We start from the raw sequence: 21,794 nt of genomic DNA on the forward strand, positions 1-21,794 counted from the left end.
GCGAAAAAGGAAATAAAATAATGAAAAAAATCGCTCTAGCAGTGGCAGCAGTAGTAACTGGCCTATCAAATGCAGCAGTTGCAGACACTTACATGGGTGGCAAACTAGGTTACAACGCTCTAAATGATGCTTGTCACCTAAATGCACCTTGTGATGATGATAGCTTTGCAGCATCTATGCACCTAGGTTACAACTTCAACGAATACGTTGCAGCTGAGTACGGCGTTGATTACCTAGGCTCATTCAAAGCTAACTTTGATAAAGCGGGTAAAAACACAGTAGACGGTGACCTATGGGCAATCACTCTTGCGCCTAAGTTCAACCTACCAGTTACTGATTCATTCAACCTATTCGCTAAAGCGGGTGCGGCATACATGATGGCTGGTGATGAGAAAGACATCGTACCAACTGGCTCTCTAGGTGCAGAGTACAAAGTAAACTACAACCTAAGCCTACGTGCTGAATACCAACGTTTCGAAAACATGTCTGATAACGTAATTTCTGACATGGATGCAAACTACTTTGGTCTTGGTTTCAACTACAAGTTCGGTTCAGAGCCAGTTGTTGTTGAAGAAGTCGTAGAAGAAGTGGTAGAAGCTCGTCCTGCGGCACGTATCGTTGAGCACGTGTACCCAGCTCAAGTGGAAACGGTTCAATTTGGTCTAGAAAGCGCAGAAGTTCAAGATGCATCTCGTCTATCTACAACTATCGAACTAATGAACACTTACCCACAAGCTCAAGTTGAAATCACTGGTTACAGCGATACAACAGGTTCTGAAGCGTACAACCAAGCGCTAACTGAGAAGCGTGCAGAAGCCGTTGCTGAACAGTTCAAAGCGGAAGGTATTGCAGCAGAGCGTATGACTGTAAAAGGTATGGGTGAAGCTAACCCAGTAGCAAGTAACGAAACTCGTGAAGGTCGTGAAGAGAACCGTCGTGTAGAAGTGGTTGTTCCTGCATTCCAATACAAAGAAACGGTACAAGCTCAATAATCTATTGTTGAAACCGTAACGTTAAGAAGCCAGTACTTTTGTGCTGGCTTTTTTGATCCTCTATATTCTTGTTTTTAAAAATATGAGAATGCGATTTAGCTAACAGTCTCGCTCTTCCTTTAAATCTTGTTTGTAAACTCAGTGATAAACTGACGCCTTGTTGAGTTTTTCATGCTTATTGCCTGCTCTAACCACTGAGCACGATGCTTAAGGAGTCGTATGGAAACGTTGCAAGGTGGCCGAGAACGGGCGATCTATCGCAAAGATGATGTTGTACTTCGTCCGGCAAACCATTGGACGATGACGGTACATCTGTTTCTTGAGCATTTGCATTCAAATGGCTTTCACGCTTGCCCAAGACCGATTTCTATAGAAAAAGGTAAAGAAATACTGACGTATGTGGAGGGGCAATCCTATAACTATCCTCTATGTGGCTCTGTCGGTTCAATTACGGCGTTAAAATCTGCCGCGAAAATGCTCAGAAATTTGCACGATGCATCTGCCAACTTTCTGAACAACCATCAAGATACCGTGCTTCACTGGATGCTGCCCGAACGGCTTCCGAAAGAAGTAATTTGCCATGGTGATTTTATGCCATACAACGTAGCCTTGGATGGGGAGTGTGTTGTTGGCGTGTTTGATTTTGATACCATTCATCCAGCCCCAAGAGTCTGGGATATTGCCATGTCAGTTTATGGTTGGGCACCGTTTAAAACCAACGAATATGACAAATTGGGGACGCTAGAAGAGCAAATACGCCGCGCAAAACTATTCTGCGACAGTTATGGCTGTTCTCGCTTAGATCGAGAAGAGTTGGTTGAAGTCATGACACTTCGACTGACCGCGCTGGTTGATTATATGCGAACTATGGCGACAAAAGGTGATGCGAGTTTCCATGCAAATATGCAAGACTGCCACCACGATGCTTATTTACAGGATATTGAGTATCTGCGTAAACATCGACGGGTCATAACGCAAGGTTTATTAGATTAACTTCATATCGGGATAACCTAAGCCATTCAGCAATGTAGACTTTCTTATCCCGAATCGAAGTTAGATTAGGCATACAAAGTATCTCTTTGAAGAACTTTTGATAGCTTTTGTTTATCGATAATTTAAAATTAATTGTCGAAATCTAACGTTTCATTTTTAGTTATTTAGATGATATTGATTCTCATTTGTGTGGGCGTATGATTCTTCTCATCGACTTGAGAGGAAAACGCGATGAGTAATGTCTCTATAAATAGTGCGTCCATGCATTTAGATACGACTGCCACGCAAAAAGCTTCGGCATTCAACAAAATAAAGCGCAAATTATTGATGCTTGGCCCGGCGTTTATTGCTGCTATTGGTTACATCGATCCAGGCAACTTTGCGACGAATATTGAATCGGGATCTTCATTTGGTTACCAACTACTTTGGGTAGTACTTTGGGCGAACTTAATGGCGATGTTGATTCAGTATTTATCAGCGAAACTGGGGATCGTAACGGGTAAAAATCTTGCTGAACATTTGCGAGACCATTTGCCCAATAAGTGGGCAGTTGGCTTTTATTGGATTCAAGCAGAAGTGATTGCCATCGCTACTGATTTAGCGGAGTTCATTGGTGCTGCGGTAGGCTTTCAGCTGGTATTTGGCATCAGCTTAATGGAAGGTGCGATGATTACGGCGGTGGTGACCGTGATGATCCTAATGCTTAATCAGAAAGGGCAGAAACCATTAGAAGTCGTGATTGGCTCTTTGTTGATGCTTGTCGCTGTAATTTACATTGCTGAGTTGTTCTTTGCGCATCCAGCAGGAACAGAAATGGTAAAAGGTTTGCTAACCCCAACCTTTACTGATTCACACCAAATTTACCTTGCCGCAGGGATTTTGGGGGCAACCGTGATGCCTCATGTGATTTATCTTCATTCTGCATTGTTTAAAAATAGTTATGGCGAAAGCACTAGAACATGGCTTAGAACCACTCGCTTCGATGTGTTGATTGCGATGGTGATTGCAGGCTTTGTGAATATCGCGATTGTGGCAATGGCCGCGGCAGTGTTCCACTATTCAGGCAATCAACATGTGGCTGAGATAGAAACAGCCTATATGACGCTCACTCCGCTTGTTGGCAAAGCCGCTTCGATATTGTTTGGTGTGTCATTGATAGCTTCTGGCTTATCTTCTACTGTGGTGGGTACGATGGCGGGGCAGGTGGTGATGCAAGGTTTTGTGCGCTTTTCTATCCCAATGTGGGTTCGCCGATTGATTACCATGGCACCGTCATTCGTTGTGATTGGCCTTGGTATGAATACCACCGATATTTTGGTGATGAGCCAAGTAGTACTGAGTTTTGGTATTGCGCTTGCGATTATTCCATTGCTTATCTTTACAAATAGTGAGCGCTTGATGGGGGAGTTCAAAAACAGCAAGTGGGTTTCTTACTCTGGTATGGTTATCGTTACGTTGGTGCTAGCGCTAAATGCATATTTAATGGTGACCTTGATGGCCTGAGGTATTCCGAGTTGAGGAGAATGAGTCCTCTTGTCGATAAAAAAGCGGAAGCCAATTGGCTTCCGCTTTTGTCTCAGAATAAGAGAGGAAATAGAGACATTAACTTTCTGCGTTTGCTTCAACCAATTCCATTTCTGCTTCGCTACGTTTTGCTGCTTCAAGCATTTTACGGATGATGAAAGAGGCTGCTAGTGCAATACCAACCATCACAACCGCAAGAATAGTAAGTAGTTGGAAGTAATCACCATAGACGTGCTGAACGATTTCTTGTGTGATTTCTTGGCCTTTTTCTAGCGCGATGGTGGTCGAGAATGCAGCACCAACAATACCACTTAAAGCAATAGCGACAGAGAATAAGCTCACAGAGAAGTTCTCAATGTGCTTCGGCGCAACGGATAAGATGAATGCGACAACCATTGATCCAACAATTACTTCTGCAATAGCTTGGAAGAAATGAATCACTAAGAAGACTTCTGGCATGATCACAATGTCGTCACCAACGGTAGTCACTGCAAAGGTCAGGATGCCAAACGCAATAGCGGTTAGTACGAACGCCAAAGCAATCTTAGTGGCAGTCGACAGGTGAATATCACGTTTCTCCAGCATGCCAAAGAGACCAGCCACAATAGGGCCACCAACCATACACCATAGAGGATTCATTGCCATTGCTGCTTCTGGCTCGAGCGGAATGAAACCGAATAGCGATCCTTTTAATGTATTGATTGCTACCATGTTCATTGAAGTCATCATCTGGCCATAGTAAACGAAGAAACATGTGGTCAGGAATGTCACGATTAAGATCGTCCCCATCTTTAGTGATTCAGCTTTGCTTGCTTTTAGCATGAGAGAGACAAAGTAAAGAATCGCTGCACCACCAATCGCGTAAACAATGTTTTGGCCAATATCCATGTTGGAGAACATGAAGAACACTAGGGCAATCATTGCTACAGAGATTAATGCAAAGAAAATCCAGTTTTGGAGACTAACGGATTTTTTGTCAAGCTCAGAAGCGACCCCGACCAGTCCTTTACGGAATGCAATGAGCATAACCAAAGCGGCAGTTGCCATGACGGTTGAAATGACAAAGCCACCATTAAAGCCGATAACAAGCACAAGCATTGGGAACAAGTACTGACCTAGAAAAGCCCCTACGTTGTTGACGGAATAGTTGATTGGGTAGCCTTTCTCAAAGTCTTCTTGAGAACGGAACGTGCGCTTATATAGGCTAGGGTAAGATGGCGACATCAAACCACGACCGTAACTAGCAAGGGCAATACCACACATAGATAGAGGGACGTTGGTTGCGGAGGCTCCCAAAACGAGCAATACATAACCTGATGCGAATGCTACGAAGCTGATCGTCAAAGAACGGTAAGCACCTAAAAATTTGTCGGCAATGAAGCCACCAGCAATCGCAAACAAAGGACCGATAGCAGAAAAGGCACCCACGATCATCATGGTATCGGCTTCGTTGTAATTTAGATCTTCTAAAAAGAAACGCGTTAGGCTCACTAACACGCCATAAAATGATAAGCCAAACATCATTTGGCAGAACATCATAGATTTATTTAGTTTGTTCCACATATTCTCATGCTCACTATTGCGAGGTGGGGATATTCAAATACCTAAATCACGCCCAGCAGAATAGCTCCTTTTGGAGTGATTTGGATATCTGTCGTCATTATTGCTGTTAAAGGTTACTTAAACGCGATGTTACAGATTGAAACAATTGTCGCATAAACGGGAGAGAATGCACTATATTTTCCAATGCAAAACGTTTGCTTGGATAATGCATTGAGCTGGATCAAGTGGGTCAAATGAGGCTAAATAACTTTAAAATCTAAAATTATTAGCAAATTATACTAATCTGGAATCTAAGTTTTTGAGGCGTCGATAAAACAATATCAAGCGAGAAATAGCATCGAGATCATGCTCACAGTTCTGTGTATTGCCATAATTCGTAGTATTGCCGTAAATCTTAGCGTTGGCCAAATCAGGATTGTTGGCGAAATATCTTCCGCCAACAATGAAAAATATTAATAAGCAGAGAATGGAAAGCGTACGCTATTCGCAAGGAGGGGCCATATGAATGATCGCTAACCCACCAAGCGAAGTTTCACGATACTTTTTGTTCATGTCTTTTCCTGTTTGATACATGGTTTCGATAACTTTATCTAATGAAATTAAACATTTACTTGTACGTTTTAGCGCCATGCGAGAGGCGTTGATGGCTTTCATTGCGCCCATCGCATTGCGCTCAATGCACGGTACTTGCACAAGCCCACCAATTGGGTCGCATGTCATGCCTAATGAGTGTTCCATAGCAATTTCAGCGGCAATACAGATTTGTTCGTTGCTGCCCCCTCGGAGTGCGGTTAAGCCAGCCGCCGCCATGGAAGAAGATACGCCAACTTCTCCTTGGCAACCGACTTCCGCTCCTGAGATGGAAGCATTGGTTTTGTACAATATGCCAATCGCACCGGCAACGGCGAGGAAATCTTGCAACTGTTTATTATCGAGCTCTTTAATAAAACGGTGGTAGTACATTAGAACCGCTGGGATAACGCCAGCTGCACCGTTGGTTGGAGAGGTAACCACTTGTCCTCCGGCGGCGTTCTCTTCACTAACGGCAAAGGCGAATAAGTTAATCCAATCCATGATTTCCATCGGATCGTTTTCAATGGCTGCGTTTGCTTCCAATTTTTTTAGTAGGTTAGGGGCTCTGCGAGTGACATTCAATCCACCTTCAAGAATGCCCTCCGTATCGAACCCTCGTTGCATACAAAGTGACATGACTTTCCAGATTTGGTCGGCTTTATTGACGATCTCATCTGGCTTACGAAAGGCGCATTCATTTTGTAAGATCATGCCGCCGATGCTTAATCCATATCGCTCCGCTTTTTCCAACATCTCATCAGCGGAAGAGAAAGGGAAAGGCACTGAGACTTCAGTTTGGCTGCTGCCATTTTCTAGCTCTGCGGCGGTCGCAATAAAGCCGCCGCCAATCGAATAGTAAGTTTCAAACTCGACTTGTCCTCCTGCCGCATCGAAAGCCGTAATCATCATGCCGTTTTCATGCAGAGGTAGATTGTCACTGTGGAACACAATATCGTGATCATAGCTGAACTCGATTTCATGGACACCCGCGACGGATAATGTGCCATGCTCCATGGTGTGTTGAAGGGCGTGTTTTGCGCTCGTCATTTTGATGGTGTCTGGCTTGTTTCCCATTAGTCCGAGAACAACGGCACGGTTGGTGTGGTGACCTTTTCCTGTCAATGACAAAGAACCATACAGGTCAACTTGAACCTTGTGGACTTTCGCCATAGAGTCGTTCAATAATTGAGTAAAGTGATAACCAGCAAGCATGGGACCGTTTGTGTGGGAACTGGATGGACCCACTCCAACTTTAAAAATATCGAAAATCGACAGCATGATTGACTTCCTGTATCTGTAGACTGAAATGCCCAAGTCTCTCGCCAAATCTGGCGTTTGAGGTTACGGGTATGCGGCAAATGTTTAAAATGACGTTGTTAATTTATTGTTAATCATTAAATGGTATGGGTAAAGCCGATGTTTGTATACAAAATGTTCGGTAAAGTATGAGTAATTGAGAGCTAGATAATGAAGTTAAACAAGGTCGTTATTGTTCTTGGTAAAAGGTTGGTGGGAAATCAACTGACGGCAGAAGGGCGAACAAGAGTCGAGGCGTTGGTCGATGCTTTAGGCCGCTTGTGTTTTTCTTCTACTGCGATCGTATTTTGTGGTGGCGTGACACAAGGAAACGTACTTTCTGAAGCTGATGCGATGCACGCCTATTTTTTACAGCTTAGTTCGGCGAGAGGTGTGGTCTTTCCCCCGCAGCAAATCATCGTTGAAAACCGTTCGTTGAATACGGTTGAAAATATGCAGAATGCTGCTTTCGAGTTACACAAAAGTGGTTTGTGTAAAATGGGACAATCAATCAAAGTGCTTCTTCTTTCTAGCCAATATCATTTAGAACGGATCATCGAAATTCAAACGTTGATGGATGAGCAAGGGCTATTACGTGTGCTCAAAATGCACTGTGCACAGAAGAATATTGAATTGGATATACCTTTAGTGATGCATGAGCATATCAGTGTGCCATATCCCCATTCCGGGAAATTGGCGGAGGCTTTCTTGCTGTGTGATGAACTCACGACTTATCGGGTGTACTTAGAGGGTGTAAGGCGCGGCGTTTTTAAGCGTGAGCTTTCAAAAGTAAAGTCCAAACCACTTGCTATTGCTCTTAGCGCCATAGAAAGGCTCGAAACCTTAAAGTTAGATGACGGTATTCAAAGACAAATTTCAGAAATGAAAAAGGCCGTTGAAGTTACGGCCTTTGATGATTCAGTGTTACTCGCGGAAGAAGCGCTATCCGTCTTTCATCCGATATTGACCGCATTAAATCAACAACTTGATCCAGAGGCCGCCACCGAATGTTAATCGAAGTAAATACGGGTTTATTTTAGCGCTTGTCTAATTGTCTAATTGTCTAACGTGATATCAGATCACTTACCGGTAAGTTCACGGTGAGTACGAACCGCACTCAATGCAATTAGGCTGTAACAAAGAAGCTCCATGCCCTCTTCGGAGATGTTTTTAACATCACGTACATAATGCTCGTTCATGACATGTTGCCAGAAGCTACCCATGCCGTATAGGCGTGAAAACACCAATAACAAGACTACCGAACCAATAAGCAGTTTCATGTATGGTGATTGAAGAATCGTTGCCATTTCATTTACGGTTGCTTTACCACCTTGGTACGCTTTTGCACAAGCTAGAGCGGTAACCGCTAAGGCTGGGAATACCCAAGAACCGTGATGAATCATATCCATCCAGTAGTCCATTTCACGGATCATCAATACGGCGAAGAAACCAGAGATTAGGATTGCCGCATGAGAGACTTGAGGCTCTTGTTTTGATATACGATAGAATGACCAAGAAGCAACGGCTAGCATAATCAGTTGTAGAGTCTCAGTAACGGATGTTTCGCCAAGGCTCGACCCTAACAAGACATAATCAACTCGAATACTTAGATTGACTAATATGCTAATAGCTACAATCGTCAGAGCACTTAACATTGATTTGTAAATTGTGCGCTTTGTCTCTTCGGTGATGACATTTGATTGTACCGAATCGGTTTGTTGGACCGTGTCTGTTTTCATCCTGACCACCCGCTGCAGTAAAAATGTGGAAAAAAAGTGAAAATTCGTGATGTGCAAAGAATTTTATTAACCACTTGGAAAGTAATGTCAGGGGAATGTCAGGAATAAAACGCCGTTCAATATCGTATTTGAGTACGGTAAATGAAAAGAAAGAGGGGCTAAGTACAAGAAAGTTATTGGTTAATTGAGAAATAAAAAGGAGCATAGCGCTCCTTTTTTTGGAATTGTGAAATCTAAGATTGCGCGTTTGTTACGAGTTGTCATCTTGCTTGTGATTTCTACGGTAGTATTCCCATTGTTCTACACGTTCGTTCTCAGATAGCAGACAGTATGTTACGCGTTCACCATTTTCAGTGACCGTTTCTAACTCTCCACCCTGTTGAACACAGTAAACGGCGGCTGGGTTGGCGGCTGATGTGTATTCATTAGAGCGAGTCGCCCCCTCATAAGTAGAACAACCTGCCAGTATGATCGCCGCTGCCATTGCTGTTCCTAACGCTGTCTTATTCATTCTTAATCTCCACATGGGATTGACGAGTAGTGTGTTGATTATAGGAGACTTTCAGCAAAATAATGTCCTATGTTTGTTAAAAGCTCGACCCGACGATGAATTTGTTACCAAATTTAGAATCTGCTCACTATTCATGTGTTTATGTTTCATTGGGCCTGAATCAGTAACAAAGCTCTGAATTCCGCACCTTGAAGTCACTTGGGTATACTCATAAATTTCGGTAGTATGCGGACAAAATAATTACGGCGGAATCTGTGATGAGACATTTAAAAACCACGACGCACCCAGACATCGAACATTTGGATGACAAAATTATCGCAAAGCGGAATGCAGCGCGCGCCATCGTATTAGATGGTGAAGATGTACTGCTTCTTTATACTGAGCGTTATCACGATTACACGCTTCCTGGAGGCGGTATTGATGAGGGGGAAGATGTTATTGCGGGTTTGGTTCGTGAACTAGAAGAAGAAACGGGTGCGCAGAATATTCACAACATTAAACCATTTGGTATTTTTGAAGAATTTAGACCGTGGTACAAAGACGATGCGGATGTGATGCACATGACCTCATATTGCTACACCTGTAAAATTGCTCGTGAATTAGGCGAGACGTCTTATGAAGATTATGAAATAAAAAATGGCATGCGCCCAGTTTGGATGAATGTACACGAGGCGATTGCTCATAATGAAAAAACGATGGCGGAAAGTCCTAAAAAAGGCATGAGCATCGAGCGAGAAACGTTTTTGCTGCAACTTATTGTGAAAGAGTTGCTGTAGTTTTAGTTCGCGAATTTTTACCATTAAAAAAGTCCGAGCTCCCCCCCGGAACCCGGACTTATTCCAGACGCGCAAGCGAAGCGTCATTTTTATCATTTGGTATTTGTATCAATATGTAAATACAATAGCTGTTTTATATTTGCTGTGTAAATGCTTAATAGCGTTTCAATGAGCATTTCATGCTAAACCCATCAACTACGCGACCCATCTCTAAGCTATTTGCAAGTAATGGCGATCAAATAACGTTCAAATGGTACTGAGTTTCTTATCTTTGAGAAAGGCTAAAGTAAACTAAATGCACATGTTTCGAGCGATATCACGGTGTGTGTAATTTTGAGGCCAATTTGTGTGAATTTTAATTGAACTGTTTATAGTTCAATAAGTGGTGGTAATCGATCCTGTGCGATCAGTGGCTGCACATTGAAGTTTGAACTTGATGAAAATAGCAATATTGGTTGAAAGGAGGCCGGCTCGATTTGTTTAATGTCTATCAGTTGTTGTAACGCGTAGAAGCGGCTAACGTACTGACGTGTCTCTTTAGGTAATCCCAACAGAGCAAACTGTGAACTATCTGCCTTGTTTATCGCTTTCATCACACGTCCTTCACCTGCGTTGTAGGCTGCCAGAGTTAATGCCATATCCTGATCGAATTTATTATAAAGGAATGCCAGGTAATCGATGGCTGCCAACGTACTGGCTCTTTCATCAAAACGTTCATCATATTCGGAAGTGACTTTTAAGCCGAAGCGAGTCGCTGTTGCAGGAATGAGCTGCCAAAGCCCAGCTGCATTTGCATGAGATACGGCTTGAGAGTCGTAAGAGGACTCTAGCATAGGCACTAACACAAACTGTTCTGGTAGTGCTCGCTGCTTGAGATTCTTCAGAATATAGTTCACAACCTGTTGGGATGATTCGATACGCTTGGTAATTTGTTCGGAGTAAGGAGCGAGTACTTGATACTCCCTCTGAATATCTTTGGAATAAGGCGCAGCATAGAGAAAAGATGGGAATATCAGGCAGAAAAGCAAAAGCCAATTTACCGTACCACTTTTCAGTGGTGTTGCAATTTTCGGATGGTTCAGGTGCTGTAGGTGGCACTGATGCTGGTGGCGGTGCTGATGATGTTTAGAGTGTTCTCTCTTCATAGGTGTGCTGAACAGGTTGTTTAATGTGACTTATTAGCTCATGGAACGCCGCGGAGCTTTGACCATTACTTTGATTGTATTGGTGGCATTGCTTAACTAACGATTCTAACTGCGTCCATTGCACTTTTACCTGAGTACGAATGTGACGTGGTAAAGCATTTATAATTTTCTCAGCACCTGCGCTATTGCAAGGCAAACCCAGAGCTCGCATGGATTGGGTTCTTTCACTCGCAGAGCGATTGAGTTGATCGAGTATTGGCGCTTGTTGCTTAATATTATTACTCAGTTCTGAACCATCAAAGGTCAGATAGAGTGCTTTTTGTCGCTGTACTAGAATCAACAATTGTTGGTATCGCTTTATATCTGCTGCAATTAAGCGAACAAAGTGTTGAATGTGCTGAGATGCTGCTGATGTCATGCTGCGTCCTAAATTGCGTTGTTACTCATGTCCAGTATGGAATTGCATGAGAGCTTTAGACAGTGCTTTCGTATCTAGGTTTAATTCACCACGAGCGAGTGCATTTCGGATCTGTTCAACTTTCGCCATGTCCACATCAGGCAGAGATTGCATTTCGGCTTGAGCACGCTCCACGGCTGCGGTGTTTGCTTGCAGTGCAGGTTCACGGATTTGGCTTTGTGGCGCTGTCTCTGCAGGTTTGCTGCTAGATTGCTGCAACGTTGTGTGTGAGACATGGCCGCTCGTCACTTTATCGATTTTCATGCTGTGTTCCTCAATCATCATGTTCTAAATCGAATAGGCGACTAGGTTGTGATGAACATTAAATTTTTATTTTTAGTCGATTTTGGTTCTGTTTGACGAGAAGAATAGTCAAAAAGTGATACGCTGAGTCCAAAATTAGAACTGAGTGTGAACTTGGTTTACCCCCGTAACGACAGCGCGAACTATTTTTCCAGAGCTTTGATTTTCGATTTCAATTTGATCTCCTTTTTTCCCATCTTCTAATGCGATGCCTTTGGTGCTTGCATGAAACCCGTTTTTGCTCGCGATAATAATAACTTCGTTACCTTTCACTATCATTGGGCGAGCATTAAGAATACTAGGATCTACGATTTGACCGGCCTTTAGCCGACGTGATGTTTCTAAGCCAATCGCTTGATGCGCTCGTGTATAAAAATCGTCTTGTCGAGTGATAGTGCGGGTTTCCAGCTTGATATGTGAAGCTGAAATCGTCTCATTGCGATCAAGTGTCGTGGTTGCGACGAGCACGGGTAAGGTGAGCGTTGCTCTTATCGTGACATTAATTCGCCAAGGTGAGTCGAGACTTTCGCAACTCACTGCCCGTTTTAGGTTCCCGACAGGAATCAGTCTATTGTCTCGACTGCTTACCACTAAAGGTATGTGACATGTCGGCAGATAATTGGCGGCACTTGGAGCCCAGATATCATATTCAAGATGGTGATTCTCCCATCCTCTTGCTTGCGCCGTTTTAGCGACTTCCTGTTCAAAAATTTGAGCGACAAACATTTTCAATTCATCGACAGTTAGTGTGCTGTTACTCGCGTTTGCAGAGTGGCTTATCACAAGGCATGCGATGCCAACCAAGGCTTTTATCGAGGAATATCGACGTTTCCTCTTATTTTCTTTTCTTTCCGGAGAGCGGAAGTGAGCTTTCCCTGCTTGATAGTAATTCATTGATTTATATTGCTATTTTTTATGGCATGCATCTTGTTTGATCTTGGCGTATTCGAGCCGACTGTAAGGAAGATACATGGCGATCTCATTTGAAAATGCGTTAGGAGTACATCCTGAGGCCCTTAATTTTCGCGTTCAGCGTACCAAAGTCTTAGCGAGTAACCTAGCAAATGTTGACACGCCGGGGTACCTAGCAAAAGACCTTAGCTTTAGCACTGTGATGAGTCAGATGTCATCCACTGGCGTAAGTAAATCGGTACCTAAGTTTCAAATTGAAACACTGTATTCGGTTCCTTATCAAAATAGCAAAGATGGCAATACGGTTGAGCTTGGTGTTGAACAAGCCAAATTCACACAGAACAACATGGACTTTCAGACCAGTCTGACATTTCTCAACATGAAATTCAGTGGATTGGCAAAAGTAATAGAGGGACGGTAATCATGTCTTTTACTGATATTTATTCAATTACTGGCTCGGCGATGACGGCACAAACTGTACGTTTAAACACGGTAGCCAGTAACCTTGCGAATGCGGATGCGGTTTCGGCTAATCCAGAAGATGCCTATCAAGCATTAAAACCCGTATTTGCAACGGTTTATCAAAAGAGCCAAATGTCGACGGAAAATGGCGTTTATCCAAACGCAGAAGTACGCATTGTGGATGTCGTACAAAATGCAGGTCAAGCAGAGAAGCGCTTTGAGCCAAATAACCCGTTGGCGAACGATGATGGCTATGTTTACTACCCAGACATTGATGTGGTGTCTGAAATGGCCGATATGATGTCGGCAACGCGAAGTTTTGAGACTAATGTGGAAGTGTTAGCTAATGTGAAAAGCATGCAACAAGGTCTACTGCGTTTAGGGCAGGGTAGCTAATGAGCTTGGCACAATACACCGCTCTATCGGCTGATACTCCTGTATCAGCTGCGGCGAAAGACACGGCAAGTGTGGCTTCAAACCCTCTAGATTCTAACAGCGCTTCGTCACTGCAAAATGAATTCATCACCTTGATGGTGGCACAAATTCAAAACCAAGACCCATTAAATCCTCTTGATGGTACGGAATATGTCAGCCAATTGGCTCAGTTCTCACAAGTACAAAGTATGGAGAACATGTCAGGCTTGATGCAAAACAGCATGGTGCTACTGGATAACATGCAAGTACTGTCGACCGCAGGCTTAGTTGGACAAACGGTTTATGTTTCTTCTGATGAGTTTGAACTCGGCGAAGGCGTTCAAAGCGGCAAGATTGAGCTTGAACACAACTCGAACCAAGTGACCCTTGTGGTGAAAGATGAGTTTGGTCAGTCTACAAAAGTGCCACTCGGTGCGCACAGTGCTGGTGACGTCGAATTCTCGATTAACCCAGAAGAGCTTGGTTTGAAGCCTGGCAAATACACGGTATCCGTCGAAGTTCAAGAAGGGCAAGCTAGCCCGAATATTTTGTTAGCTGGCAAGGTCGAACAAGTTCGCATTCCAAGTTCAGGTGGTGCCGCGCTGGTTAAAGTTGAGGGTGTTGGCAGCATTCCTTTCTATCAAATTTCACAGTTTGGTGCCTAACCGAACTAAAAATTAGAGGTTTTTCATGAGTTTTAATATTGCACTAAGTGGCCTTGATGCTACCAACCAAGAGCTAAACACTATTAGCCATAACATCGCTAACGCGTCGACGTACGGTTTTAAGGGCGGTCGAACGGAATTTGCTGCGGTATACAACGGCATGCAACCAGGTGGCGTTGAAGTGGCATCGATTTCTCAGAACTTCGATAAGAACGGCTCTATCACAGGCACAGGCCGCTCGATGGATTTGGCAATTAATGGTTCTGGATTTTTTGTGACTCGTGATAGTGCAGGTCAAATGCTGTACACACGTTCGGGTGTTTTCGGTACAGATAAAAACAACTTTGTTACGTCGAACAATGGCGCAAAATTGCAAGGTTACAGTGTCGATAGCAATAACAACCTACAGACAGGTTCTGTCGGTGATATTCAGATTTCAACGTCTTCGCTAAAAGCGCAAGCGACAGATAAATTGGACTTTGTGGCGAACTTTGATGCGAGTGCATCTGTGATCGATACAGCGGTCACGCCATTTGATCCTGACGATCCAAGTTCGTTCAGTTCTTCTTACACCACGAAAGTGCACGATTCGTTGGGCAACGCACACACGGTAACACAGTACTTCACGAAAACGGCTGATAACCAGTGGGAAGTGAATGTCAATGTAGATGGTGCGGCGACAATTCCGGCGACTAAGCAGACAGTGACTTTCAACCCTGACGGTACGCTAGCATCACCAACTGGCTCGTTTAATGTTGCATTCCCCGCTGCAGGTGCAGAGGCGATGAGCATTGACATTAGCCTTGCAGGCAGTACGCAATTTGGTGCGGCATTTGGTGTGAGCTCTAACAACCCGAATGGCTACACATCAGGTGAGCTTGCAGGCATCCGCGTAGAAGACAACGGTATGGTGTATGCGACCTACACCAATGGTCAATCTCAATTGCAAGGTCAGGTAGTGATCGCCGATTTTGCTAACGAGCAAGGGCTTGCAAATGCCGGCGGTACGTCTTGGACACAAAGTTTTAGCTCTGGCGCACCAATTCTTGGCGTTCCGGGTTCAGGCACTCTTGGCAGCCTAACGCCGGGCGCACTTGAAGGTTCGAACGTTGACTTGACGAGTGAATTGGTTGCATTGATGACGGCTCAACGAAATTACCAAGCAAATGCGAAAACCATTTCTACCAGCGATAAGCTGACCCAAGCTTTGTTCAACGCGGTGTAATGGGAGTTCGGCATGGATAGCTTGTTATTTACAGCTACGTCGGGTGCAAGCCGTGTTCTTAAGGCTCAGCACGTACGTTCGAACAACTTGTCGAATGCGGATACTGCAGGTTTCCGTGCAGATATGGAGCGCGTTAGCAGTATCGAATTGCAAGGGGCGGGGTTTGATGGACGAACCATGGTCGTGACGAACTCCGCAGCAACGCGCTTTGACTCTGGTGACATTATGAAAACCGGTCGTCCACTTGATGTCGCTATCATGGGCGATGGTTATTTTGCCGTGGAGACGCCTGCTGGTGGGGAGGCTTATACCCGAGCAGGTAACATCCAAGTGGATACATTCGGTGCGATGTCGATCAATGGTTTTCCTGTGTTAGGCGAAAATGGCCCTCTTGTTGCGCCAGATTTTCAAAAAATCGAAATCAGTGAACGTGGGCGTGTCTCTGTCATCCCTCCAGGTGGGGGGGCCGAAGTGGAAGTCGGAACGTTAAAGCTCGTTAAGCCGCCAATGGATCAATTACAGAAAGAGAGCGACAGCTTGTTGCACAGTGCAGATGGCGCGCCTTTTCCAATCGATGAAACCGTACAAATTTCGCCAGAACATCTAGAGGGCAGCAACGTGTCCGCGATTGATGAACTGTTAAGTGTGATGTCTCTAACTCGCAACTTTGAAATGCAAGTTCGCATGATGAAAACCGCAGAAACACTGGCTCAAGCTGGCAATAAATTGATGGCGGCGAAGTAATTCTTTTTAAAGAGAGTTTCCGCCCAAAGGAGATAAGCAATGCATTCAGCATTATGGGTAAGTAAAACAGGTATGGCAGCGCAGGACACGAAGATGACTGCCATTTCCAATAACCTTGCAAACGTTAATACGATTGGCTTTAAGCGTGATCGAGTTGTTTTTGAAGATCTTTTTTACAGCATTCAGCGTCAGCCAGGTGCGCAAGTTGACCAAGTAAACGAGTTGCCAAGTGGTGTACAACTTGGTTCTGGTGTGCGTGTAGTAGGAACGCAAAAAGTCTTTACTCAAGGCAACACTCAAAATACCACCCAAGAGTTGGATTTAGCCGTGATGGGACAAGGTTTCTTCCAAATTGAAAACTCTGACGGTCAGATCATGTACACACGTAATGGTCAGTTCCACATTAACTCAGAGGGCTTAATGGTGAATAGCCAAGGTCTTCCATTGGAGCCACAAATCCAGATCCCAGATAACGCGATTTCATTTTCAGTTGGTGTGGATGGCACGGTCACAACAACCTCCGCTGACGACCCAACACCACAGCAACTGGGTCAAATCACGTTGGCTAAGTTTATCAACCCTGCGGGCTTAGAAGCCGTTGGCGGTAACTTATTCCGCGAGACGGAAGCAAGCGGCCCTGCGGATGAGTTGATCGCTGGTGAAGATGGCGCAGGCAGTATCAAGCAAGGTGCTTTGGAGGGTTCGAACGTACAAGTCGTTGAAGAGATGGTTGAAATGATCACGACTCAACGTGCGTATGAGATGAATGCCAAAGTGGTCTCAGCAGCGGATGACATGCTGAAATTTGTCTCGCAATCAATGTAATAAAGAAGTGGTGATGATGAAGGATTACACAAACAAATGGCTAGCGAAGCATTGGGTCATTGCTGTGATTTTATTGGCAGGTTGTGCTGGGCGTCAGGAATTTATTCCGCCAGAACCAAACGCAGAAGAGTATGCGCCACCAGTGCTTGACTACACGCTACCGGATACGAAATCGGGCAGCCTTTATCGTCACCAATACACCATGACTTTATTCCAAGACCGCCGTGCATATCGCGTTGGTGACGTGCTTACGGTGCAGCTTTCAGAAGAAACGTCTTCCAGTAAGAAAGCAGGCACTCAATTTGGTAAGAACTCGACCGTCGATTTTGCCGCTCCGACGATTGGTAATAAAACTTACAATGAATTTGGCGTCAGTCTTGATGGAAGCCGTAACTTTGATGGCAGCGCATCCAGTTCACAAGGTAATAAGTTACAAGGTGCGATAACGGTCACCGTGCATGAAGTGTTGCCTAATGGTGTCCTCCGAATCAGCGGTGAAAAGTGGCTGCGTCTGAATCAAGGGGATGAGTTCATTCGCCTTACTGGGATTGTTCGTGTCGATGACATCAGTCGCAGTAACCAAGTTTCTTCTCAGCGTATCGCAGACGCTCGAATTACTTATGCAGGCCGCGGGGCATTGGCAGATAGCAATGCGGCAGGTTGGTTAACGCAATTCTTTAATAGCCCATGGATACCATTCTAATGAAGCCAGTAAATGCTTTTCTTTCTTCTTTCTTATTGGCATTCACGTTGGGATTGCCGGTGACCGCTCACGCCGAAGTGGAAATTCCTATTATGGACTTGGTTGATGTACAAGGTATTCGTGAGAACCAACTTGTCGGCTACGGTTTAGTGGTTGGCTTAGCTGGGCAAGGTGACCGAAACCAAGTCAAATTTACCTCACAGTCTATAACGAATATGCTGCGCCAATTTGGTGTGCAGATTGATGACAGTATGAATCCTAAGTTGCGCAATGTGGCTTCAGTGAGTGTCACCGCTTCAGTGGACCCAATGGCGGGGCCGGGGCAGGCGTTGGATGTTGTGGTCTCATCCATTGGTGATGCGAAGAGTCTACGCGGAGGTACGTTGCTACTGACGCCACTTCGAGGCATCGACGGTGAAGTGTATGCCATTGCCCAAGGAAGTGTTGTGGTTGGTGGCCTTTCAGCAGAGGGTAAAAGCGGCTCCAAAGTAGAAGTAAACACACCAACCGCGGGTCGTATCCCTAATGGTGCAATCCTCGAACGTGAAATTGAGACCGATTTTAATGAACGAGATGAAATTACCCTGAATTTACGCAAGCCAAGCTTTACGACGGCGAAGAACATCGTACGAGAAATCAACAGTACATTTGGACCAAATGTTGCGGTCGCGATTAACAAAGCGCGTGTGGACATGCGTGCGCCTATGGATACGCAACAGCGTGTGATTATGATGTCGATGTTAGAAGAAATGAGTGTGGTTGAGGGCCGCAAGCCTGCGCGTATTGTTTTCAATTCGCGCACTGGTACCGTCGTTATTGGGAAAAATGTGAAAGTTGGTGAGGCGGCGGTGAGCCACGGCAATTTGACAGTCCGTATTTCCGAATCAGAACAAGTGAGCCAGCCGAATGCATTCTCTGATGGTGAAACCAAAGTGGTCAATCAATCCAAAATTGATGTGAACGAAGAGCAAGCTCAAATGGTGATTTGGCCTCCGGGGACTGAGCTCAACACTATCGTCAGTGCGGTAAACAGTTTAGGTGCAACGCCAACAGACTTGATGTCCATTCTACAAGCATTGAACGAAGCTGGCGCATTAAACGCTGAACTGGTTGTGATTTAAGGATTGAAAGATGAAGTTAGACAATAGTGGTGACCAAACTCCAATCAACGCCATGCTTTATCATGACAATAATGCCCTCGCGAGCATCAAGCAGAGTCGTGATAAAGAGGGAGCGCTCGAAGTAGTCGCCGGCCAGTTTGAAGCCATGTTTCTGCAAATGGTACTGCGTCAAATGCGCAGTAGCAGTGATGTGTTAGCTCACAAAGACAGTCCATTTTCGAGCCAACAACAAGGTGTGTTTCGTGATATGTACGATGGGCAACTCGCAATCGAATTAGCAAAGAAACAAAACTCAGGTATTGCTGATATGTTGGTTCAGCAGTTGAGTCCATCGATGCGAGAAGTCGCGTTTGATTCTACTCGTAACGTATCGTCGGCGAATGACCACGATGACGTAGACTTTGAACGCATATCACAAGTTGAAAGCGAAGCGGCAATCGCGCATCCCAATACGATTAATTCTGTTCAGCAAGCGGTCGCCTCTGTGCAACAGGTGCTTGGTGAAGCCGGTATGACAACCGCGTTTTCTCAGCCGCTGAACAGAAAAATGGAGCTGTAAATGAATCTTGTTAATATCGCCCTATCAGGCTTAAACGCTAATCGTGTTGCTCTTAACGTTACCGCGCAAAACGTGGCAAACGTCAACACGCCGGGATACAGTCGTCAGCAAGCGCTGATGGCGTCGGTTGGCGGTAGTGTATCTAACTCATTAAGTGCCGGAAATGGTGTCGAAGTGACGAGCATACGTCGAGTTACAGACCAATATTTGGTTAAGCAAACATGGTCAACGAACAGTGCAGCCTCTTATGCGTCGAGTTATACCGTGGCGATGAGCCAATTAGAAAATACGCTAGGTGCTGATGGCTTTAGTATTTCTGCGGGCCTAGATTCGTTTCATGCCGCTCTTAACGACGCAACCGTTAAACCAGATTCTGTTCCATTTCGTCAGCAAATCATCGCAGAAGCTGAAGCATTATCTCGTCGCTTCAACACGCTGAATGAGTCATTACATAACCAACACAAAGACATGAGTGACCAGCGCACCGCGACGTTGGCGAGTGCGAACAGTCTGATGGCAAACATTGCTCAGGTGAACAAGCAGATCGTTGAAATGCAAGGCAGTGGCGGAAACCCTGCTCAGTTGATGGACTCACGTGATGCGTTGGTTGGTGAACTATCAAAAATTGTTGAAATTAAAACCACAGACCAGCCAGATGGAAGCCTACAAGTGACTCTTGCTTCCGGTCAACCACTGGTTATGGGGGCTGATTACGGAAAGCTGACGGCCACTCCAGATATGAATGACCCTTACTTGGCAGAACTGAATGTCGAGTTTGCCAACCAAGAATTTGCGGTTGAACAATCTGTTGGTGGTCAATTAGGTGCAATTAACGATTATCAAACGGACGTTTTGAAGAAAAACCAAGTCGCATTGGATGACATGGCAAAAGCGCTTGCTGATGAATATAACGACGTATTATCTACAGGCAAGGATCTTAATGGTAACCCGGGCAAACCACTATTTAGTTATGATCCTGCGAACCCGGCGTCTAGCCTCACTATCACTGATATCGATGCTGAGGAGTTGGCATTCTCAAGTGATGGTACACCGGGCAATGCGGATGTACTTAATGATTTGATCGTATTGAGCAACAAGCCCGTTGCCATTACAGGTTATGGTTCCTTAAGCCTTAATGATGCCTTTACCGCCATGGTCGGTGATGCCGCCGTTAAGTCTCGTCAAGCCGCTTCTGATTACGAAGCCAAAGCCGCCATGAACCACCAAGCTCATGCTGCTCGCGACAATGTGAGTTCAGTGAATAGTGATGAAGAGGCGGCGAACTTAATGACGTTTGCGAACGCTCACAATGCGAATATGAAAGTGATTAGTACGGCTAATCAACTGTTTGACTCCGTTTTACAATTGTTCTAATAGGAACTACAGATGCGTATTAGTGATAACCAATTTAGCCATATGATGCTTCAAAGCCTGCAAAGCAACAACGCAGGTCTTGGTTTAGTCATGCACCAAATGTCCACAGGTGAGCGACTAACAAAACTGTCTGACGATCCAATGGCGTCAATTAAATTACTTAACCTAGAGCGCGAAACTAGTGCGTTAGGTCAATACCAAAACAATATTGCTAATTTAAAAACCACACTATCTCAGCAAGAAGTTCACTTAGATGCGGTCAATGAAAGTTTAAAAAGCATGCGAGACTTGGTGCTCTGGGGGGCAAATGAGACCCTAACTGATGAAGATCGTACAGGGATGATTACTGAGCTAAAAAGTTACCGTGATTCGATTGAGTCGTCTTTCAATACGCAAGATCAGGAAGGGCACTACATCTTCTCTGGAACGCTTACTACTACGCCAGCCATTAATAGCTCAACAGGGAATTACGTCATTGATGGTAACAGTGATAAGAGAGTGGTGACGGTAGCAAAAGGCGTGACGATGGAAGCGAACATGACCGCGCAAGATATCTTGGAGCTGGGCGGCGGTGATAATGTACTTAATCAAATTGATGCTCTAATTGCCGAATTTGAGAATCCGAGTCCAAATTTTCAAGCTGAAGTAGGGGCTAGCCTAGAAGCCATCGATGCTACAATGGCAAACGTGCTAGGGGCGATGACCGAAATCGGTGGACGCCACAATAACCTAGATTTGATGGATAGTTCGCACAGCGAAAACCAACTGTTTGTTGATAAAGTGACAGGCGATCTATCAGCGCTGGATTATGGTGAAGCTTCTGTACGTTTGAGCGACTACATGGCGGCATTACAAGCCACCCAAGCGAGTTACGTAAAGATCAACGATCTTAATTTATTTGATCGTATTTAAGGAGCA

At 44.7% G+C, this 21,794-nt stretch carries 24 protein-coding genes; 16 read left to right on the forward strand and 8 right to left on the reverse strand.

The window, feature by feature from the left end; all coding sequences use genetic code 11:
• The first annotated feature begins 20 nt into the window (after positions 1–20).
• The 3 genes from VA249_RS15420 (at position 21) to VA249_RS15430 (ending at position 3,488) form a co-directional block, all read left to right on the forward strand.
• Positions 21–992 carry an outer membrane beta-barrel protein gene (locus tag VA249_RS15420; RefSeq protein ID WP_221071352.1) on the forward strand — a complete coding sequence of 324 codons (972 nt, stop codon included), beginning with the start codon at positions 21–23 and terminating at the stop codon, positions 990–992.
• A gap of 219 nt (positions 993–1,211) precedes the next feature.
• Positions 1,212–1,985 carry a phosphotransferase enzyme family protein gene (locus tag VA249_RS15425; RefSeq protein WP_221071354.1) on the forward strand — a complete coding sequence of 258 codons (774 nt, stop codon included), beginning with the start codon at positions 1,212–1,214 and terminating at the stop codon, positions 1,983–1,985.
• A 231-nt stretch (positions 1,986–2,216) separates the two neighbouring features.
• On the forward strand, positions 2,217–3,488 hold the full coding sequence (locus VA249_RS15430) for an Nramp family divalent metal transporter (RefSeq protein ID WP_221071357.1): 1,272 nt from the start codon (positions 2,217–2,219) through the stop codon (positions 3,486–3,488).
• 99 nt (positions 3,489–3,587) lie between these two features.
• On the opposite strand, the gene VA249_RS15435 is transcribed toward VA249_RS15430, so the two are convergent.
• Entirely contained in the window at positions 3,588–5,072 is a 1,485-nt protein-coding gene (locus tag VA249_RS15435) for a peptide MFS transporter (protein ID WP_221071359.1), read from the reverse strand.
• Between the two features lie 480 nt (positions 5,073–5,552).
• Positions 5,553–6,923, reverse strand: a complete 1,371-nt coding sequence (locus VA249_RS15440; RefSeq protein WP_221071361.1) for an L-serine ammonia-lyase — start codon at positions 6,921–6,923, stop codon at positions 5,553–5,555.
• 189 nt (positions 6,924–7,112) lie between these two features.
• On the opposite strand from VA249_RS15440, the gene VA249_RS15445 reads away from it, so the two are divergent.
• The gene (locus tag VA249_RS15445; protein ID WP_221071369.1) at positions 7,113–7,955 is read left to right on the forward strand and encodes a YdcF family protein; all 843 of its coding nucleotides are present in this window, start codon (positions 7,113–7,115) and stop codon (positions 7,953–7,955) included.
• A 65-nt stretch (positions 7,956–8,020) separates the two neighbouring features.
• Here the strand turns inward: VA249_RS15445 and VA249_RS15450 are convergent, their stop codons facing one another.
• Together VA249_RS15450 and VA249_RS15455 are read right to left on the reverse strand one after the other, a co-directional pair.
• Positions 8,021–8,680, reverse strand: coding sequence for a hypothetical protein (locus VA249_RS15450; protein ID WP_221071370.1), 660 nt, complete (start codon positions 8,678–8,680; stop codon positions 8,021–8,023).
• Between the two features lie 250 nt (positions 8,681–8,930).
• A complete protein-coding gene (locus VA249_RS15455) occupies positions 8,931–9,191 on the reverse strand; it encodes a putative hemolysin (RefSeq protein ID WP_128812556.1) in 261 nt (86 codons plus the stop codon).
• Between the two features lie 257 nt (positions 9,192–9,448).
• Here VA249_RS15455 and VA249_RS15460 point away from each other — a divergent pair, with 257 nt between their 5' ends.
• Entirely contained in the window at positions 9,449–9,967 is a 519-nt protein-coding gene (locus tag VA249_RS15460; RefSeq protein WP_221071371.1) for an NUDIX hydrolase, read from the forward strand.
• A 368-nt stretch (positions 9,968–10,335) separates the two neighbouring features.
• Here the strand turns inward: VA249_RS15460 and VA249_RS15465 are convergent, their stop codons facing one another.
• The 4 genes from VA249_RS15465 to flgA form a co-directional block, all read right to left on the reverse strand.
• Positions 10,336–11,112, reverse strand: a complete 777-nt coding sequence (locus tag VA249_RS15465; RefSeq protein ID WP_221071372.1) for a lytic transglycosylase domain-containing protein — start codon at positions 11,110–11,112, stop codon at positions 10,336–10,338.
• The gene (locus VA249_RS15470; protein WP_221071373.1) at positions 11,093–11,530 is read right to left on the reverse strand and encodes a flagellar protein FlgN; all 438 of its coding nucleotides are present in this window, start codon (positions 11,528–11,530) and stop codon (positions 11,093–11,095) included. The genes VA249_RS15465 and VA249_RS15470 overlap by 20 nt, the downstream gene beginning before the upstream one ends.
• A gap of 21 nt (positions 11,531–11,551) precedes the next feature.
• Complete coding sequence (gene flgM, locus VA249_RS15475; RefSeq protein WP_221071374.1) at positions 11,552–11,833, reverse strand: flagellar biosynthesis anti-sigma factor FlgM; 282 nt, start codon at positions 11,831–11,833, stop codon at positions 11,552–11,554.
• Positions 11,834–11,968: 135 nt separating this feature from the next.
• Positions 11,969–12,766: a flagellar basal body P-ring formation chaperone FlgA gene (gene flgA / locus VA249_RS15480; protein WP_221071375.1), complete on the reverse strand. Its 798-nt coding sequence runs from the start codon at positions 12,764–12,766 to the stop codon at positions 11,969–11,971.
• 76 nt (positions 12,767–12,842) lie between these two features.
• Here flgA and flgB point away from each other — a divergent pair, with 76 nt between their 5' ends.
• The 11 genes from flgB to flgL are packed head-to-tail and all read left to right on the forward strand — an operon-like array spanning position 12,843 to position 21,788.
• Entirely contained in the window at positions 12,843–13,205 is a 363-nt protein-coding gene (flgB, locus tag VA249_RS15485) for a flagellar basal body rod protein FlgB (protein WP_128812561.1), read from the forward strand.
• A 2-nt stretch (positions 13,206–13,207) separates the two neighbouring features.
• Positions 13,208–13,642 (forward strand): flagellar basal body rod protein FlgC, encoded by a 435-nt coding sequence (flgC, locus tag VA249_RS15490; protein ID WP_128812562.1) that lies wholly within the window; start codon positions 13,208–13,210, stop codon positions 13,640–13,642.
• On the forward strand, positions 13,642–14,325 hold the full coding sequence (gene flgD, locus VA249_RS15495) for a flagellar hook assembly protein FlgD (RefSeq protein ID WP_221071376.1): 684 nt from the start codon (positions 13,642–13,644) through the stop codon (positions 14,323–14,325). Before flgC ends, flgD begins: the two co-directional genes overlap by 1 nt.
• Positions 14,326–14,350: 25 nt before the next feature.
• The gene (flgE, locus tag VA249_RS15500) at positions 14,351–15,550 is read left to right on the forward strand and encodes a flagellar hook protein FlgE (RefSeq protein ID WP_221071377.1); all 1,200 of its coding nucleotides are present in this window, start codon (positions 14,351–14,353) and stop codon (positions 15,548–15,550) included.
• 12 nt (positions 15,551–15,562) lie between these two features.
• Complete coding sequence (locus tag VA249_RS15505; protein ID WP_211917977.1) at positions 15,563–16,294, forward strand: flagellar basal body rod protein FlgF; 732 nt, start codon at positions 15,563–15,565, stop codon at positions 16,292–16,294.
• Between the two features lie 39 nt (positions 16,295–16,333).
• On the forward strand, positions 16,334–17,119 hold the full coding sequence (flgG, locus tag VA249_RS15510; protein ID WP_221071378.1) for a flagellar basal-body rod protein FlgG: 786 nt from the start codon (positions 16,334–16,336) through the stop codon (positions 17,117–17,119).
• Positions 17,120–17,132: 13 nt separating this feature from the next.
• Positions 17,133–17,822: a flagellar basal body L-ring protein FlgH gene (gene flgH, locus VA249_RS15515; RefSeq protein WP_221071379.1), complete on the forward strand. Its 690-nt coding sequence runs from the start codon at positions 17,133–17,135 to the stop codon at positions 17,820–17,822.
• A complete protein-coding gene (locus tag VA249_RS15520; RefSeq protein WP_221071381.1) occupies positions 17,822–18,943 on the forward strand; it encodes a flagellar basal body P-ring protein FlgI in 1,122 nt (373 codons plus the stop codon). Before flgH ends, VA249_RS15520 begins: the two co-directional genes overlap by 1 nt.
• A 10-nt stretch (positions 18,944–18,953) precedes the next feature.
• Positions 18,954–19,502 carry a rod-binding protein gene (locus tag VA249_RS15525; RefSeq protein WP_221071382.1) on the forward strand — a complete coding sequence of 183 codons (549 nt, stop codon included), beginning with the start codon at positions 18,954–18,956 and terminating at the stop codon, positions 19,500–19,502.
• Positions 19,503–20,876, forward strand: a complete 1,374-nt coding sequence (flgK, locus tag VA249_RS15530; RefSeq protein ID WP_221071383.1) for a flagellar hook-associated protein FlgK — start codon at positions 19,503–19,505, stop codon at positions 20,874–20,876. It begins immediately after the preceding gene.
• A 12-nt stretch (positions 20,877–20,888) separates the two neighbouring features.
• Positions 20,889–21,788 carry a flagellar hook-associated protein FlgL gene (gene flgL / locus VA249_RS15535; protein ID WP_128812570.1) on the forward strand — a complete coding sequence of 300 codons (900 nt, stop codon included), beginning with the start codon at positions 20,889–20,891 and terminating at the stop codon, positions 21,786–21,788.
• Positions 21,789–21,794 lie beyond the last annotated feature (6 nt).

The organism is Vibrio alfacsensis (assembly GCF_019670485.1).
In the GTDB taxonomy this organism is placed as follows: Bacteria; Pseudomonadota; Gammaproteobacteria; order Enterobacterales; family Vibrionaceae; genus Vibrio; species Vibrio alfacsensis.